This window comes from Pseudomonas sp. 05N431 (assembly GCF_056397005.1).
Genome location: NZ_JBFTMN010000016.1, coordinates 57,868 through 72,722, shown reverse-complemented (window position 1 = coordinate 72,722; position 14,855 = coordinate 57,868). Strand labels below are relative to the sequence as shown.

At 60.5% G+C, this 14,855-nt stretch carries 15 protein-coding genes and 1 pseudogene; 5 read left to right on the top strand and 11 right to left on the bottom strand.

The features are described 5' to 3' along the window. Positions 1-130 precede the first annotated feature (130 nt). Entirely contained in the window at positions 131-988 is an 858-nt protein-coding gene (locus AC1DIG_RS23340) for an NAD-dependent epimerase/dehydratase family protein (protein ID WP_477769198.1), read from the top strand. A gap of 140 nt (positions 989-1,128) precedes the next feature. Here the strand turns inward: AC1DIG_RS23340 and AC1DIG_RS23335 are convergent, their stop codons facing one another. The 6 genes from AC1DIG_RS23335 to AC1DIG_RS23310 form a co-directional block, all read right to left on the bottom strand. Beyond that, positions 1,129-1,869, bottom strand: coding sequence for a hypothetical protein (locus AC1DIG_RS23335; protein ID WP_477769197.1), 741 nt, complete (start codon positions 1,867-1,869; stop codon positions 1,129-1,131). Positions 1,870-1,924: 55 nt separating this feature from the next. Continuing rightward, a complete protein-coding gene (locus AC1DIG_RS23330; protein ID WP_003229509.1) occupies positions 1,925-2,305 on the bottom strand; it encodes a RidA family protein in 381 nt (126 codons plus the stop codon). 37 nt (positions 2,306-2,342) lie between these two features. Beyond that, positions 2,343-4,448, bottom strand: coding sequence for a bifunctional GTP diphosphokinase/guanosine-3',5'-bis pyrophosphate 3'-pyrophosphohydrolase (gene spoT, locus AC1DIG_RS23325; protein ID WP_477769196.1), 2,106 nt, complete (start codon positions 4,446-4,448; stop codon positions 2,343-2,345). A gap of 57 nt (positions 4,449-4,505) precedes the next feature. Beyond that, the gene (gene rpoZ / locus AC1DIG_RS23320) at positions 4,506-4,769 is read right to left on the bottom strand and encodes a DNA-directed RNA polymerase subunit omega (protein ID WP_003177259.1); all 264 of its coding nucleotides are present in this window, start codon (positions 4,767-4,769) and stop codon (positions 4,506-4,508) included. A 167-nt stretch (positions 4,770-4,936) separates the two neighbouring features. Next, positions 4,937-5,557 carry a guanylate kinase gene (gene gmk, locus AC1DIG_RS23315; protein ID WP_065258181.1) on the bottom strand — a complete coding sequence of 207 codons (621 nt, stop codon included), beginning with the start codon at positions 5,555-5,557 and terminating at the stop codon, positions 4,937-4,939. A 10-nt stretch (positions 5,558-5,567) separates the two neighbouring features. After that, positions 5,568-6,431 (bottom strand): YicC/YloC family endoribonuclease, encoded by an 864-nt coding sequence (locus tag AC1DIG_RS23310; protein ID WP_477769195.1) that lies wholly within the window; start codon positions 6,429-6,431, stop codon positions 5,568-5,570. 270 nt (positions 6,432-6,701) lie between these two features. Here AC1DIG_RS23310 and rph point away from each other — a divergent pair, with 270 nt between their 5' ends. Next, positions 6,702-7,424: a ribonuclease PH gene (gene rph, locus AC1DIG_RS23305; RefSeq protein ID WP_054594651.1), complete on the top strand. Its 723-nt coding sequence runs from the start codon at positions 6,702-6,704 to the stop codon at positions 7,422-7,424. A gap of 34 nt (positions 7,425-7,458) precedes the next feature. Then, a complete protein-coding gene (locus tag AC1DIG_RS23300; protein WP_123581097.1) occupies positions 7,459-7,827 on the top strand; it encodes a DUF4870 domain-containing protein in 369 nt (122 codons plus the stop codon). Positions 7,828-8,003: 176 nt separating this feature from the next. Here AC1DIG_RS23300 and AC1DIG_RS23295 read toward each other — a convergent pair whose 3' ends face one another. Continuing rightward, on the bottom strand, positions 8,004-8,783 hold the full coding sequence (locus AC1DIG_RS23295; RefSeq protein ID WP_003176915.1) for an exodeoxyribonuclease III: 780 nt from the start codon (positions 8,781-8,783) through the stop codon (positions 8,004-8,006). Between the two features lie 82 nt (positions 8,784-8,865). On the opposite strand from AC1DIG_RS23295, the gene pyrE reads away from it, so the two are divergent. Further along, positions 8,866-9,510 (top strand): orotate phosphoribosyltransferase, encoded by a 645-nt coding sequence (gene pyrE / locus AC1DIG_RS23290; protein ID WP_008030591.1) that lies wholly within the window; start codon positions 8,866-8,868, stop codon positions 9,508-9,510. A 167-nt stretch (positions 9,511-9,677) separates the two neighbouring features. Here the strand turns inward: pyrE and argB are convergent, their stop codons facing one another. The 4 genes and pseudogenes from argB to coaBC form a co-directional block, all read right to left on the bottom strand. Next, positions 9,678-10,583 carry an acetylglutamate kinase gene (argB, locus tag AC1DIG_RS23285; protein ID WP_054594649.1) on the bottom strand — a complete coding sequence of 302 codons (906 nt, stop codon included), beginning with the start codon at positions 10,581-10,583 and terminating at the stop codon, positions 9,678-9,680. Positions 10,584-10,622: 39 nt separating this feature from the next. Beyond that, positions 10,623-12,026: pseudogene (locus AC1DIG_RS23280) on the bottom strand (phosphomannomutase/phosphoglucomutase); the annotation flags it as partial. Positions 12,027-12,318: 292 nt separating this feature from the next. Then, a complete protein-coding gene (dut, locus tag AC1DIG_RS23275) occupies positions 12,319-12,774 on the bottom strand; it encodes a dUTP diphosphatase (RefSeq protein ID WP_216744360.1) in 456 nt (151 codons plus the stop codon). Between the two features lie 5 nt (positions 12,775-12,779). After that, the gene (gene coaBC / locus AC1DIG_RS23270) at positions 12,780-13,988 is read right to left on the bottom strand and encodes a bifunctional phosphopantothenoylcysteine decarboxylase/phosphopantothenate--cysteine ligase CoaBC (RefSeq protein WP_103314725.1); all 1,209 of its coding nucleotides are present in this window, start codon (positions 13,986-13,988) and stop codon (positions 12,780-12,782) included. A 133-nt stretch (positions 13,989-14,121) separates the two neighbouring features. Here coaBC and radC point away from each other — a divergent pair, with 133 nt between their 5' ends. Then, a complete protein-coding gene (radC, locus tag AC1DIG_RS23265) occupies positions 14,122-14,796 on the top strand; it encodes a RadC family protein (RefSeq protein ID WP_477769194.1) in 675 nt (224 codons plus the stop codon). Positions 14,797-14,855: the final 59 nt, after the last annotated feature.

Below are 14,855 nucleotides of genomic sequence, written 5' to 3'. Positions count from 1 at the left end.
AACAAAAGTGGCGGGCATTATTGCAAGTAATTCTTGTTAACAAAAGCAATAGAGTCTCTTTTTTTCTTTGATTGCTAGCTACGTATCCGATACCAAGGCTAGCCTGTACCTTTCTGATGGGAGATTTTTGATGTCCGCGCCTTCTGTTTTGATCGCCGGTTGTGGCGATGTCGGCGGCCGTCTGGCCACTCAACTGTTGGCCTCGGGGTGGGAGGTTCATGGCTTGCGGCGTGACATCTCGCGCCTGCCCGAGGGCGTTATTGGCGTTGCCGGCAACTTGTTCAATGAAGACTGCCCGGCGACCTGGCCCATCGGTGCGGTGGATTACCTGGTGTATTGCGCGGCCGCCACCGATCACGATGAAGCCGGTTACCGCGCCGCTTATGTCCAGGGCTTGCAGCATGTGCTGGAATGGCTGAACGACTACGGTCAGGCCCCGAAGCGCTTGCTGTTTGTCTCCAGCAGCAGTGTGTACGGGCAGCAGAATGGTGAGTGGATCGATGAAACATCGCCTACTCAAGCGGCCGGCTATTCCGGGCGAGTGATGCTGGAGGCCGAGCAGATCGCGTTAAACAGCGGCATTCCTGCGAGTCTGGTGCGCCTGACCGGCATTTACGGCCCGGGCCGTGAGTGGCTGTTGAGTCAGGTGCGGCAGGGCTATCGCGTCGCGGTTGATCCGCCGCTGTACGCCAACCGGATTCATGTGGATGACGCGGCCGGGTTGTTGGCGTTCCTGTTGCTGCGTGCCGAACGCGACGAGGCGCTGGATGATTGCTATATCGGTGTCGACGACGCGCCCGCGCCGTTGGCCGATGTGGTGGGTTGGTTGCGCGAGTACCTTGGGGTGACCGAATGGTCGGAGGATGCCAGCGTGCGCCGTACGGGCAGCAAGCGTTGCAGCAACGCCCGCGCTAAAGCGCTGGGCTGGACGCCGCGCTATCCGAGTTTTCGCGAAGGCTATGCAGCGATTCTTGAAGGCCGCAGCTGACTTTCAAACACCACAAAACAACTGTGGGAGCGAGCTTGCTCGCGATGAGGCCATAACATCCAACATCTATGTTGGCTGTTACACCGCTATCGCGAGCAAGCTCGCTCCCACATTGGTTCTTTGGTGACCCTAGAGCAGGATCACTGTTTTTCCAGTGTCCATTGGCGATTGCCAGGGGTGAACGAAGGGACTTCGTCCGCCTGGGCGCCATTGACTGCCTGGAAGATCTCCATCTGTTTGCCATTGCGGGTGAAGATCCACGGGTTGCCTTGGCCGCTCAGTTGCAGCCAGACGGTGTCGTGGCCGCCGCTCATGGAGGCGCAGTCGCCCGCCAGGCACAGCGCGTAACGGTCAGCACCGGGCAGGCCTTGAACGGCACCATCGGCCTGGAACTGCACGGTGCTGCCTTCGCCAGGACCGTTGACGATCTTCCAGCTACCGCCCAGGTAGGCTGAGTACAGCGCACGCTCGAAGCTGGCACCAATCGGCGCGCCTTCGGGGGCGATGTCTTTGGCGCGGTCAAACAGTTGCTCGGGCTCGTTGTCGTTGGCCACTTGCTGCAGGTGTTTGCCGTCGCGCTTCAATTCGGTGGCAGCGCTGCCATAAAACTCGACTTTCCAGGCATCGGATTTCCCGCCGAGCATTTTGCCTTCGACGTTCTCGAAGCCGTTTGTGTATCGCGCCTGGCCGGCCTTGGTGTTGACGTCCCACTCCAGGTTCGGGCCATAGGCTTGCAGTGCTTCGCGCAGCGGGCCGCCCTTGGCCGCCGCATCGATTGCCGACTGGTTGATCCAGGTGCCACTGATGTCGCGGTCGGCAGGGTTGCTGGCACAGCCACCGAGAAACACCGCGAGCAACGAGAGAGCTAGCGCTTTGCGCATGAGGAGATCCTTACAGAACGAAGTCGGCGCAGCCCGAGAGGCTGCGCCGTGCGTATTACTCGATGACCAGGATGGCATCCATTTCAACCTGCGAACCCTTTGGCAGGGCCGCCACGCCGATGGCGGCGCGCGCCGGGTAAGGCTGGTCGAAGTATTTGCCCATGATCTCGTTGACCTTGGCGAAGTGGCTCAGGTCGGTGAGGAAGATGTTCAGTTTGACGATGTCCTTGAACGAACCGCCAGCGGCTTCAGCCACGGCTTTGAGGTTCTCGAACACCTGGACGGTCTGGGCTTCGAAGCCTTCGACCAGTTCCATGGTTTTTGGATCGAGCGGGATCTGGCCGGACATGTAGACGGTGTTGCCAGCCTTGATCGCCTGGGAGTAAGTACCGATGGCGGCCGGGGCCTTGTCGCTGGTGATAACAGTCTTGGTCATGTATGACTCCTTGTAATTGGGGGGCTGTATGGACGAGCTAGGCACGCATGCGGGTGATGCGAATCACCCCGGTCAAGGCGCGCAGTTTCTTGATCACGCGGGCCAGGTGTACACGGTCGTGCACGCTGACCACCAGTTGGACCACGCTGATACGACCGTCGCGTTCGTCCATGCTGATTTTTTCGATGTTGCCGTCCGCGGCGTTGACGCTGCTGGCCAGCAGGGCAATCAGGCCGCGCTGGTGTTCCAGCTCGACGCGCAGTTCGACATTGAATTCGCCGGTGACATCCTTGGCCCACGAGAGCTGGATGCATTTTTCCGGGTTGTGGCGGATTTCGCTGATATTGCGGCAGTTGTCCAGGTGCACGACCATGCCTTTGCCAGCGGACAGGTGGCCGACAATCGGGTCGCCCGGGATCGGCGTGCAGCACTTGGCGTAACTGAGTACCAGGCCTTCGGTGCCGCGAATCGCCAGCGGACCTTCCGGGCTTGGCAACTGTTCGCCTTCGCCGAGCAGGCGGCGGGCGACGACGTAGGCCATGCGATTGCCCAGGCCGATGTCTTCAAGCAGGTCTTCGATCAGTTCGAGGCGGTATTCGTTGAGCATCGCCTTGATGCGCTCGGCCGGGACTTTTTCCAGCGAGCTGTCGAAGCCATTGAGCACCTTGTTCAGCAGGCGTTCGCCGAGGCTGATGGACTCGGAGCGGCGCTGTAGTTTCAGCGCGTGACGAATATGCGTGCGGGCCTTGCCGGTGACCACGAAGTTGAGCCAGGCCGGGTTCGGCCGTGCGCCCGGAGCGCTGACGATCTCGACCGTCGAGCCGCTTTGCAGCGGTTCGGACAGCGGCGCCAGGCGACGGTTGATCCGACAGGCGATGCAGCTGTTGCCGACGTCGGTGTGTACCGCGTAAGCGAAGTCGACCGCCGTGGAGCCTTTTGGCAGCTCCATGATCCGGCCTTTTGGCGTGAACACGTAGACCTCGTCCGGGAACAGGTCGATCTTCACGCTTTCAATGAATTCCAGCGAGTTGCCGGCGCGTTGCTGCATTTCCAGCACGCCCTTGACCCATTGGCGGGCGCGGGCGTGAGTGCCTTTTGGCTGCTCGTCGCCGCTGGATTTGTACAGCCAATGGGCGGCGATGCCGTTGTTGGCCATCTCTTCCATTTCACGGGTGCGGATCTGGATCTCGATCGGTACGCCGTGCATGCCGAAGAGCGTGGTGTGCAGCGACTGATAGCCGTTGGCCTTGGGAATCGCGATGTAATCCTTGAAGCGGCCCGGCAACGGTTTGTACAAATTATGCACAGCACCCAGCACGCGGTAGCAGGTATCGACCTTGTCGACGATGATCCGGAACGCGTAGACGTCCATGATCTCGTTGAAGGCCCGGCGCTTGCCGCGCATTTTCGTGTAGATGCCGTAGAGGTGTTTCTGGCGACCGCTGACCTCGCCCTGAATGCCGTCGATGGCCAGGCAGTGGCTGAGGGATTCTTCGATCTTGTTGACGATTTCCTTGCGGTTGCCCCGGGCGCGTTTGACCGCCTGGTAGATCCGCGCGGAACGCATCGGGTGCATGGCCTTGAAGCCGAGGTCTTCGAATTCTACGCGGATGGCGTGCATGCCCAGCCGGTTGGCGATGGGCGCATAGATTTCCAGGGTTTCCTTGGCGATCCGCCGGCGTTTTTCACCGGACAGGACTTCCAGCGTGCGCATGTTGTGCAGGCGGTCGGCCAGTTTCACCAGGATCACGCGAATGTCGCGCGCCATGGCCATGGCCATTTTCTGGAAGTTTTCGGCTTGGGCTTCGGCTTTGGTCTCGAAGTTCATCTGGGTCAGTTTGCTGACCCCGTCGACCAGTTCGGCCACGGTTTCGCCAAACTGCGCAGAGAGCGCTTCCTTGGCAATGCCGGTGTCTTCGATCACGTCATGCAGCATCGCGGCCATCAAACTCTGATGGTCCATGTGCATGTCGGCAAGAATGTTCGCGACCGCTAACGGGTGCGTGACGTACGCCTCGCCGCTGCGGCGGCGCTGGCCGTCGTGGGCTTGTTCGGCGTAGAAGTACGCTCGGCGGACCAGGTTGACCTGGTCGTTGCCGAGGTAGGTCGATAAGCGTTCGGCGAGGGCGTCTATGCTCGGCATGATGACTCCTGCCGATGGCTGTGACCCCGCGCCGTGCTACGTCGACCAGGCATGGACTTAGACGGCCTCGTTGGACTCGTCCTCGAACGCTGCGAACAGCGGTTCGTCTTCGACGATTTCAGCATTGGCGATGAACTCGTAGCTCATCAGGCCTTCAGCGATTTCACGCAGGGCCACAACGGTAGGTTTGTCGTTTTCCCACTGGACCAGAGGCTCTTTGCCGCCGGTGGCCAGTTGACGGGCACGCTTGGTAGAGAGCATGACCAGCTCAAAGCGGTTTTCCACGTGTTCTAGGCAGTCTTCAACGGTTACGCGGGCCATGGTATTCCTCGGAGCGAATGCAATATGCGCGCTGCCCGGTTGGGCGAGCGGACTCAACAGTTTAAAAAATCACCAGCGATTAGGGAAGCGCTGATTTTTTAACCAAGCTCTTCAACGCGCTGCAAGTGCCAATGTAAAGCCCTTGCGGCGGTTTTGGGAAGAGCTGTTTAACCGAGCAGTTCAGCCAGCAATTTGCCGAAACGCACCTGTTGGCGTTTCTGTTGCAGCTGATTGGCGCGGAAAATCGCCTTCAGATCGTCCAGCGCGTGGGCGAAATCGTCGTTGATGATCAGGTAGTCGTACTCGACGTAGTGGCTCATTTCACTGACGGCTTCGCGCATCCGGCCGGCAATGATCTCGTCGCTGTCCTGGCCGCGGTTGGTCAGGCGCTGATGCAATGCTTGCAGCGACGGCGGCAGGATGAAGATCGAACGGGCTTGCGGCATCAGCTTGCGCACTTGCTCGGCGCCTTGCCAGTCGATTTCCAGAATCAGGTCGTGACCTTCATCCAGAGTTTGCTGCAGGCGGCTTTGTGAGGTGCCATAGAAGTTGCCGAAGACTTCGGCGCGCTCGAGGAAGTCGCCGTGCTCGCCCATCTTCACGAACTCTTCGCGGGTCACGAAGTGATAGTTCACGCCGTCCACTTCACCCGGGCGCATGGCGCGAGTGGTGTGGGAAATCGATACGCGGATCTCCGGGTTGGCGTCAGTCAACGCCTTGACCAGGCTGCTCTTGCCCGCACCCGATGGGGCGGAAATGATGTACAGGGTGCCGGTGCTGTGGGTCATGTCTGTTGCCTTACTCAATGTTCTGCACTTGTTCGCGCATCTGCTCGATCAACACTTTGAGGTTGACCGCAGCCTGGGTGCTGCGCGGGTCGAAGGCTTTGGAGCCCAGTGTATTGGCTTCGCGGTTGAGCTCCTGCATCAGGAAGTCGAGGCGCCGGCCGGCAGCGCCGCCGGACTTGAGCACGCGGCGAACTTCAATAATGTGGGTGCTCAGGCGGTCCAGTTCTTCGGCGACGTCGCTTTTTTGCGCGAGCATGACCATTTCCTGTTCCAGGCGCTGCGGGTCGAGCTCGGCCTTCATGTCGGCAAAGCGGTCGAGCACCTTCTGACGCTGGGTGGCGAGCATCTGCGGAACCAGTTCGCGCAGGATCACCACGTCTTCTTCAATGGACGTCAGGCGTTCGTTGATCAGTCGGGCCAGCTCCGCACCTTCGCGCTCGCGGCCAGCCTTGAGTTCCTTGAGGCCTTCATTGAACAGGGTCAGCGCCTCGGCGTTGAGCGCTTGCGGGTCGCTTGCGTCAGCGACCAGCACGCCAGGCCAGGCCAGCACTTCCAGCGGGTTGAGGGCTGAAGGATTCTTGATCAGGCTGGCGACGGTCTCGGCGGCAGCGACCAGTTGCGCGGCGCGCTCGCGGTCGACTTGCAGCGGTTTTCCAGCGGTTTCTTCGGTGAAGCGCAGTGTGCATTCGAGCTTGCCGCGTGACAGGCCCTGACGCAGTGCTTCGCGCACGTTGCCTTCGAGGTCACGAAAGGACTCTGGCAAGCGCAGGTGCGGTTCCAGGTAGCGGCTGTTGACCGAGCGCAGCTCCCAGCTCAGGGTGCCCTGGCTGCCGGCTTTTTCGACGCGGGCGAAGGCGGTCATGCTGTGCACCATGGAGGTACCTCGCGATTCAGGCCGGCGCCGAACCCTGCGGGCTCAACGGACCTGATTAGATGAATTAAAGCCCACAGGCTGCAAAGGCGCAGGATTGTAGCGCAGTGCGGCGGATGCTCCCAAATGGCGCGTGTGACAAAGCGCAGCAGGTCGTCGCAAGGCGCGGTTCAGAGCCCTCGCTCGTCGCCCGGGTTTTTTAGAAGTGCCCAGGCGCGCCCGCTCGCCCTATAATGCTCGGCAGATTTCCGTCCTCCGTACAGGTGTTCCTCTATGAAACGTCCAAGTGGTCGCGCTGCCGATCAGCTCCGCTCGATCCGCATTACCCGCAACTACACCAAACACGCCGAGGGATCTGTACTGGTCGAGTTCGGTGATACCAAGGTGATCTGCACCGTCAGCGTCGAAAACGGCGTGCCGCGCTTCCTCAAGGGGCAGGGCCAAGGCTGGCTGACCGCCGAATACGGCATGCTGCCGCGCGCCACTGGCGAGCGTAACCAGCGTGAAGCGAGCCGAGGCAAGCAAGGCGGCCGTACGCTGGAGATCCAGCGTCTGATCGGTCGTTCCCTGCGCGCTGCGCTGGACATGTCCAAGCTGGGCGACGTGACCTTGTACGTCGACTGCGACGTAATCCAGGCCGACGGCGGTACGCGTACTGCCTCGATCACCGGCGCCATGGTTGCGCTGGTCGACGCCTTGAAAGTGATCAAGAAACGCGGCGGCCTGAAAGGCGGTGACCCGCTCAAGCAGATGATTGCTGCCGTTTCGGTGGGCATGTACCAGGGCGAGCCAGTGCTGGATCTGGACTACCTGGAAGACTCGGCTGCCGAGACCGACCTGAACGTGGTGATGACCAGCACCGGTGGTTTCATCGAAGTGCAGGGCACCGCTGAAGGCGCGCCGTTCCAGCCTGAAGAGCTGAACGCGATGCTGGAGCTGGCGAAGAAAGGCATGAACGATATTTTCGATCTGCAGAACGCTGCGTTGGCCGACTGACTATTCGAACTCATTCCAGGATAAGGAGAGCGCCATGAATGACGACCAGCTACCCGCACCCGCACCGAGCCAGGAAGTCAGGCAATGGGCGATGTTCTGTCATTTGTCGGCGTTTCTCGGCTACTGGTTTCCGTTCGGCAGCCTGATCGGGCCGCTGATCCTGTGGCAGATGAAGCGCGAGCAGGACCCGTTCATCGACGCGCAGGGCAAGGAAGCGCTGAATTTCCAGATCACCGTGGCGGTGGCGGCCACGATCTGTATCCCGCTGATGTTCGTATTGATCGGCATCCCGCTGTTTGGCTTGCTGGTGATCGCGGCGGTGGTGCTGACCATCATTGGCGGCGTCAAGGCCAATGAGGGCGTGGCTTACCGTTACCCCTTCACCTGGCGGCCGATCAAGTAATGGTCGGTGAGGATTCCTTTGTGGAAGCGAGCTTGCTCGCGATAGCGGTCTGACAGGCAACGCATGTGTTGAATGTGATTGCCTCATCGCGAGCAAGCTCGCTCCCACACTAGAAAATCAGTGGACACAAAAAAGCCGACATCTCTGTCGGCTTTTTTGCGGCTGCGAAAAGACGCTTAGATCGTCAGCGTCCAGTCGTAGTCCACGATCAGCGGCGCGTGCTGCGAGAACCGCGGCTGACGTGGCAAGCGAGCGCTGCGGACAAAGCGGCGCAGGCCCGGGGTCAGCAGCTGGTAGTCGAAACGCCAGCCCAGGTTGAGCATCTCAGCCTGTTCGTTGTCTGGCCACCAGCTGTACTGATCGCCTTCACGGCTGACTTCGCGCAGGGCATCGACATACCCCATGTTGCCGACAATCTCGTCCATCCAGGCACGCTCTGGCGCCAGGAAGCCCGGGGATTGTTGGCTATCGCGCCAGTTCTTGATATCCAGCTTCTGTTGCGCCACGTACAGCGAGCCACAATAAATGTACTCGCGACGTTTGCGTCGCTGTTTATCCAGATAACGGGCGAAATCGTCCATTAGCTTGAACTTCTGGTTCAAGTCTTCATCGCCGTTCTGCCCCGAAGGGAGCAGCAAGGTCGCGATGCTGACCTTGTCGAAATCGGCTTGCAGGTAGCGCCCGTAGCGGTCGGCCGTCTCGAAACCGAGACCGCTGATGACAGCCTTCGGTTGCAACCGCGAGTACAAAGCCACGCCACCTTGGGCGGGGACTTCGGCATCGCAGGCATAAAGGAAGTAGCCATCCAGTTGGAAGGCTGGATCGTCCAGTTCAAAGGCGGAGGCGCGGGTGTCCTGCAGGCAGATGACGTCGGCATTCTGTGCCTGCAGCCAACTGAGCAAACCACGCTCGACTGCAGCCTGAATACCATTGACGTTCACACTGATGATCCGCATAAATGGCCCCAAAAATCGCGTGCGTGTATGATACACGGCGTCTACCTAATTAGCTAAATCCGTGGTATTTGGGGTTTTTTTCATGCAAGCGTATCAGCGCGACTTCATTCGTTTTGCCATCGATCGCGGCGTTTTGCGCTTCGGTGAGTTCACCCTGAAGTCCGGGCGTACCAGTCCTTACTTCTTCAATGCCGGCCTTTTCAACTCGGGTTCTGCGCTGGCGCAGCTGGGTCGTTTCTACGCGGCAGCCATCGTCGAGAGCGGCATCGCGTTCGACGTACTGTTTGGCCCTGCGTACAAAGGCATTCCTTTGGCGGCGACCACCGCCGTGGCACTGGCTGAGCACCATGACCGCGATCTGCCATGGTGCTTCAACCGCAAGGAAGCCAAGGCTCACGGCGAAGGCGGCAGCCTGGTCGGCGCGCCATTGACCGGCGACGTGCTGATCATCGACGACGTGATCACTGCCGGTACCGCCATCCGTGAAGTGATGCAGATCATCGCTTCCCAGGACGGCGCCAAGGCGGCCGGCGTGCTGATCGCGCTGAACCGTCAGGAGCGTGGCAACGGTGAATTGTCGGCAATCCAGGAAGTGGAACGTGACTTCGGTATTCCGGTGATCAGCATCGTTTCGCTGAATCAGGTGCTGGAATTCCTCGCTGACGATCCACAGCTCAAGCAGCATTTGCCTGCGGTTGAAGCCTACCGCGCACAGTTCGGCGTATAACCACACGTCACCTGTGGGAGCGAGCTTGCTCGCGATGAGGCCTTCAAATTCAATATTGATGTGACTGAAAGACCGCTATCGCGAGCAAGCTCGCTCCCACAGGGAATTCAGGCAAAAAAAAAGACCCCGCTCAGTCAGGCTGAGCGGGGTCTTTTTGTGTGTGTTGCTTATGGACGCTTGCGATTGCTGATCAGGGTGCCCACACCGGTGTCGGTGAAGATTTCCAGCAGAATCGCATTCGGCACCCGGCCATCGATGATCAGCGAGCTGCCGACGCCGCCCTGTACGGCTTCCAGCGCGCAACGGATCTTCGGCAGCATGCCGCCGTAGATGGTGCCGTCGGCGATCAGTTCGTCAACCTGCTGGGTGCTCAGGCCGGTGAGGACCGTGCCGGATTTGTCCATCAGGCCAGCGATGTTGGTCAGCAGCATCAGCTTTTCAGCTTTCAGTGCTTCAGCAACCTTGCCGGCCACCAGGTCGGCGTTGATGTTGTACGACTCGCCGTTGGCGCCGACACCGATCGGTGCGATCACCGGGATGAAGTCGCCTTTGACCAGCAGGTTCAGCAGGTCGGTGTTGATCCCGACCACTTCGCCCACCTGGCCGATGTCGATGATTTCCGGTTGGGTCATCTCAGGCGTCTGACGGGTCACGGTGAGCTTCTTCGCACGAATCAGCTCGGCGTCTTTGCCGGTCAGGCCGATGGCGCTGCCGCCATGACGGTTGATCAGGTTGACGATGTCCTTGTTCACCTGGCCGCCGAGGACCATTTCCACCACGTCCATGGTCTGTGCGTCAGTGACGCGCATGCCATCGATGAAGTGGCTCTCGATCGACAGGCGCTTGAGCAGGTCGCCGATTTGCGGGCCGCCACCGTGAACCACCACCGGGTTGATGCCCACGGCTTTCATCAGCACGATGTCGCGGGCGAAGCCGGTTTTCAGCTCCTCGCTTTCCATCGCGTTGCCGCCGTATTTGATCACCAGGGTCTTGCCGACATAGCGGCGAATGTAAGGCAGCGCTTCGGACAGGACCTTGGCGGTGTTGGCGGCGGCTTCGCGTTCGATGGTCATTCGGGGCTCCGGCACTTCAATAAAAGGCGCTTCAAAAAATCAAAATGGTAGTTGGAGGTCAGGTGCAACACGTTTCAGTTGGGTGTGGAACACGTCCTTGATGCGCTGCAGTTCGGCGTCGTTATCGGCCTCGAAACGCAGGACCAGCACCGGTGTGGTGTTGGACGCGCGAACCAGGCCCCAGCCTTTGGCGTAGTCGACTCGCACACCGTCGATGGTGGTCAGTTCGGCGCCTTCGCCCCAACGGGCATCGTGCAGTGCATCAATGATGCTGAATTTGCTCTCTTCGGTCACATGGATATTGATTTCTGGCGTAGAAATATCGTTCGGGAAGGTCTCGAACAGCGCCTGCGCGCTGGATTTTTCCTTGCTGAGGATCTCCAGCAGCCGCGCGGCGCTGTAAATGCCGTCGTCGAAACCGAACCAGCGCTCTTTGAAGAAGATGTGCCCGCTCATTTCGCCTGCGAGCAGGGCGCCGGTTTGTTTCATCTTCTTCTTGATCAGCGAATGACCGGTTTTCCACATGAGCGGACGGCCACCGTATTCCTTAATCAGCGGGGTCAGGCGACGGGTGCATTTGACGTCGAAGATGATCTCGGCGCCCGGGTTGCGTGCAACCACATCCTTGGCGAACAGCATCAGCAGGCGGTCCGGGAAGACGATGTCGCCGGTATTGGTCACCACGCCGACGCGGTCGCCGTCACCGTCGAAAGCCAGGCCCAGGTCGGCCTTGGTTTCCTTGACCTTGGCGATCAGGTCCACCAGGTTTTCAGGCTTACCCGGGTCCGGGTGATGGTTCGGGAAGTTGCCGTCGACATCGCAGAATAGCGGGATCACTTCGCAGTTCAGTGCTTCGATCAACTGAGGCGCGATAACGCCGGCGGCACCGTTGCCGCAGTCGACCACCACTTTCAGGCGCCGGGCCAGTTTGATGTCCTGGACGATTTCGGTGGTGTAGCGGTCGAGGATCTCGACTTTGGTGATGCTGCCCTTGCCGCTGCTCAGGTTGTTGGTTTTCAGGCGGTCATGCAGGGCCTGGATCTGTTCGTTGGCCAGGGTGTCGCCGGCGATGACGATTTTGAAGCCGTTGTAGTTCGACGGGTTGTGGCTGCCGGTGAGCATCACACCGGACTTGCCGGCCAGCACGTTGGCCGCGTAATAGAGCGCCGGGGTTGGCACCAGGCCGACGTCGCTGACGTGGCAACCGCTGTCGTACAGGCCCTGAATCAATTGCTCGACCAATTCCGGGCCAGACAGGCGACCGTCACGACCCACGGAGATGTTCGGCTCGTTCTTGGCCAGCGTTTCGGAACCAATGGCACGACCGATCCAATAAGCGGTTTCAGCGGTCAGGGTTTCCGGGACGACGCCACGAATGTCATAGGCGCGAAAAATGCTGTCGGGGAACGTGGGTGCGACTCGGGCTGCGTTGCTCATCTGTGGGAATGCTCCATTTCGAAAGTGGCGGAACCTGCCTGCGAACAACGTGTCGACAGGCTCAAACTGAAGGATATGACGGCGTTTTCCACAGAGAGTTCGTGGTGCGAAAGGGCCATGACACTCATGAAAGCCGGCTCATGCCTTGATTTTCGCGGTGAACCTTGCAAGTGAGACTGCATAAACATTGTGGCGAGGGAGCTAGCTCCCGCTTGGGTGCGTAGCGCCCACGAAATTTTGGGGTCTGCTGCGCAGCCCAGCGGGAGCGAGCTCCCTCGCCACATGGGGCCTTGTTGTATCAGTGGCTGCCGGAATGACCGAAGCCACCGGTGCCGCGCTGGGTCTCGACGAACTCTTCCACCATCTCGAAATGCGCCTGAACCACCGGCACCAGCACCAGTTGGGCAAGACGTTCACCCACCACGATGTTGAAGTCGGTCTGGCCGCGGTTCCAGCAGGAGACCATCAACGGGCCCTGGTAATCGGAGTCGATCAGCCCGACCAGGTTGCCCAGCACGATGCCGTGCTTATGGCCAAGGCCCGAGCGTGGCAGGATCAGTGCGGCGAGGCCTGGATCGCCGATGTACACCGACAGGCCGGTCGGGATCAGCAGGGTTTCACCCGGCTTGATGACGGTGTCCTGTTCCAGCATCGCCCGCAGGTCGAGGCCGGCGGAGCCGGGCGTGGCGTACTGCGGCAGCGGGAATTCGCGGCCAATGCGTGGGTCGAGGATCTTGGCTTGTAAAGCGTGCATGCGAATTAAACCTGGTTCAGACGTTCGGCGATAAAAGTGATCAGCTGGCGGGCGATTTTGCCCTTGCTGGTCTGGGCGAAGAGTGTTGCGTGCAACTCCCGGTCGATCACGCTGCAAGCGTTTTCCTCGCTATTGAAGCCAATGCTCGGGTTGGCCACGTCGTTGGCGACGATCAGGTCGAGGTTCTTGTCTTTCAGCTTGCGTGCAGCGTAGTCGAGCAGGTGTTCGGTTTCGGCGGCGAAACCGACACTGAACGGACGGTCGGGGCGTGTGGCAATGGTCGCCAGAATGTCTGGGTTGCGGACCATTTGTAGCAACAAGCCGTCGCCGTTCGTAGGGTCTTTCTTGAGTTTTTGTGGGGCGACCACTTCCGGGCGATAGTCCGCGACCGCAGCAGACGCGATGAACAGGTCGCAAGGGATCGCGGCTTCACAGGCGGCGAGCATGTCACGGGCGCTGACCACGTCGATCCGTGTGACGCGATCCGGGGTCGGCAGGTGCACGGGGCCGGTGATCAAGGTCACCCGTGCGCCGGCTTCAACCGCGGCTTCGGCCAGGGCAAAGCCCATTTTCCCGGAGCTGTGGTTGGTGATGTAGCGCACCGGGTCGATGTTTTCCTGGGTCGGACCGGCCGTGATCAGCACGTGTTTGCCGGTCAGCGCCTGACGCTGGAAGCAATCGGCGGCGCACTGCGCCAGATCGTCGGCTTCGAGCATGCGGCCCATGCCGACGTCGCCACAGGCCTGGCTGCCGGACGCCGGGCCGAAGACCTTGAAGCCACGGCTTTCGAGCAATTGGGTGTTGGCCTGGGTGGCCGGGTCGCGCCACATGGCCTGGTTCATCGCCGGCGCCAGCGCGACGGTGGCGTCGGTGGCCAGTACCAGGGTGGTCAGCAGGTCATTGGCGATGCCTTGGGCCAGGCGTGCGATCAGGTCGGCGGTGGCCGGCGCGATCAGCACCAGATCAGCCCATTTGGCCAGCTCGATGTGGCCCATCGCAGCTTCGGCCGCCGGGTCCAGCAGGTCCAGGTGGACCGGGTGCCCGGAGAGTGCCTGCATGGTCAGCGGGGTGATGAACTCGCTGCCGCCACGGGTCATGACCACGCGCACTTCGGCGCCCTGGTCAATGAGTCGGCGAACCAGCTCAGCGCTCTTGTAGGCGGCAATGCCGCCGCCGACGCCGAGAACGATGCGTTTCCGATACAGCCGCTGCATAGGCCTGCCTTTCAATTCATTGATGACTACGTGGCGAAACCCCTCCCCAGGGTGAAATCGCCCGCAAAAAAGATGGACTACGATATCACAGCGACCGCAACGGAACAGCGGCGCCCACACACATGGAGGTGCTATGAGCATTCGCGATTGGCCGGCGGCAGAGCGCCCGCGGGAGAAGCTTTTGGAGCAGGGTTCGGCGAGCCTTTCGGATGCCGAGTTACTGGCCATCTTTCTACGAACTGGAGTGGCCGGTAAAAGCGCGGTCGATCTGGCGCGACACCTGTTGCATCAATTCGGCAGCCTGCGCACGTTGCTGGAGGCCGATCAGCAGACATTCGGCAGTCAGCTTGGGCTGGGGCCGGCAAAGTTTGCCCAATTGCAGGCAGTACTGGAGATGGCGCGGCGGCATTTGGCAGAACGCTTGCGTCGCGACTCGGTGCTCAAGAGCCCGATCGAAGTGCGCAATTACCTGAAGGCGATGTTGCGCCATGAGCCGCATGAGGTGTTTGGCTGCCTGTTTCTGGACTCCCGGCATCGGGTGCTGGCGTTCGAGATACTGTTTCGCGGCTCGATCGACAGTGCCAGCGTTTACCCGCGTCAGGTGGTCAAGCGTGCACTGGCGCACAACGCTGCGGCGTTGATCCTGTGCCACAACCATCCGTCAGGGAGTGCCGAGCCGAGTCAGGCGGATCGAGCGCTGACCAAGCGCCTGCAAGAGGCGCTGGACCTGATCGATGTGCGGGTACTCGACCATTTCATCGTCGGCGACGGCGATCCGCTGTCGATGGCCGAGTACGGGTGGATGTGAGCGGGGTAGCGCAGCCAGGTAAATCCATGTGGGAGCGAGCTTGCTCGCGATAGCGGTTT

Excerpts from the sequence above, each read along its gene's own strand:
- AC1DIG_RS23340 (WP_477769198.1), top strand. The coding sequence starts at position 131 with ATGTCCGCGCCTTCTGTTTTGATCGCCGGTTGTGGCGATGTCGGCGGC.
- AC1DIG_RS23335 (WP_477769197.1), bottom strand. The coding sequence starts at position 1,869 with ATGCGCAAAGCGCTAGCTCTCTCGTTGCTCGCGGTGTTTCTCGGTGGC.
- AC1DIG_RS23330 (WP_003229509.1), bottom strand. The coding sequence starts at position 2,305 with ATGACCAAGACTGTTATCACCAGCGACAAGGCCCCGGCCGCCATCGGT.
- spoT (WP_477769196.1), bottom strand. The coding sequence starts at position 4,448 with ATGCCGAGCATAGACGCCCTCGCCGAACGCTTATCGACCTACCTCGGC.
- rpoZ (WP_003177259.1), bottom strand. The coding sequence starts at position 4,769 with ATGGCCCGCGTAACCGTTGAAGACTGCCTAGAACACGTGGAAAACCGC.
- gmk (WP_065258181.1), bottom strand. The coding sequence starts at position 5,557 with ATGACCCACAGCACCGGCACCCTGTACATCATTTCCGCCCCATCGGGT.
- AC1DIG_RS23310 (WP_477769195.1), bottom strand. The coding sequence starts at position 6,431 with ATGGTGCACAGCATGACCGCCTTCGCCCGCGTCGAAAAAGCCGGCAGC.
- rph (WP_054594651.1), top strand. The coding sequence starts at position 6,702 with ATGAAACGTCCAAGTGGTCGCGCTGCCGATCAGCTCCGCTCGATCCGC.
- AC1DIG_RS23300 (WP_123581097.1), top strand. The coding sequence starts at position 7,459 with ATGAATGACGACCAGCTACCCGCACCCGCACCGAGCCAGGAAGTCAGG.
- AC1DIG_RS23295 (WP_003176915.1), bottom strand. The coding sequence starts at position 8,783 with ATGCGGATCATCAGTGTGAACGTCAATGGTATTCAGGCTGCAGTCGAG.
- pyrE (WP_008030591.1), top strand. The coding sequence starts at position 8,866 with ATGCAAGCGTATCAGCGCGACTTCATTCGTTTTGCCATCGATCGCGGC.
- argB (WP_054594649.1), bottom strand. The coding sequence starts at position 10,583 with ATGACCATCGAACGCGAAGCCGCCGCCAACACCGCCAAGGTCCTGTCC.
- dut (WP_216744360.1), bottom strand. The coding sequence starts at position 12,774 with ATGCACGCTTTACAAGCCAAGATCCTCGACCCACGCATTGGCCGCGAA.
- coaBC (WP_103314725.1), bottom strand. The coding sequence starts at position 13,988 with ATGCAGCGGCTGTATCGGAAACGCATCGTTCTCGGCGTCGGCGGCGGC.
- radC (WP_477769194.1), top strand. The coding sequence starts at position 14,122 with ATGAGCATTCGCGATTGGCCGGCGGCAGAGCGCCCGCGGGAGAAGCTT.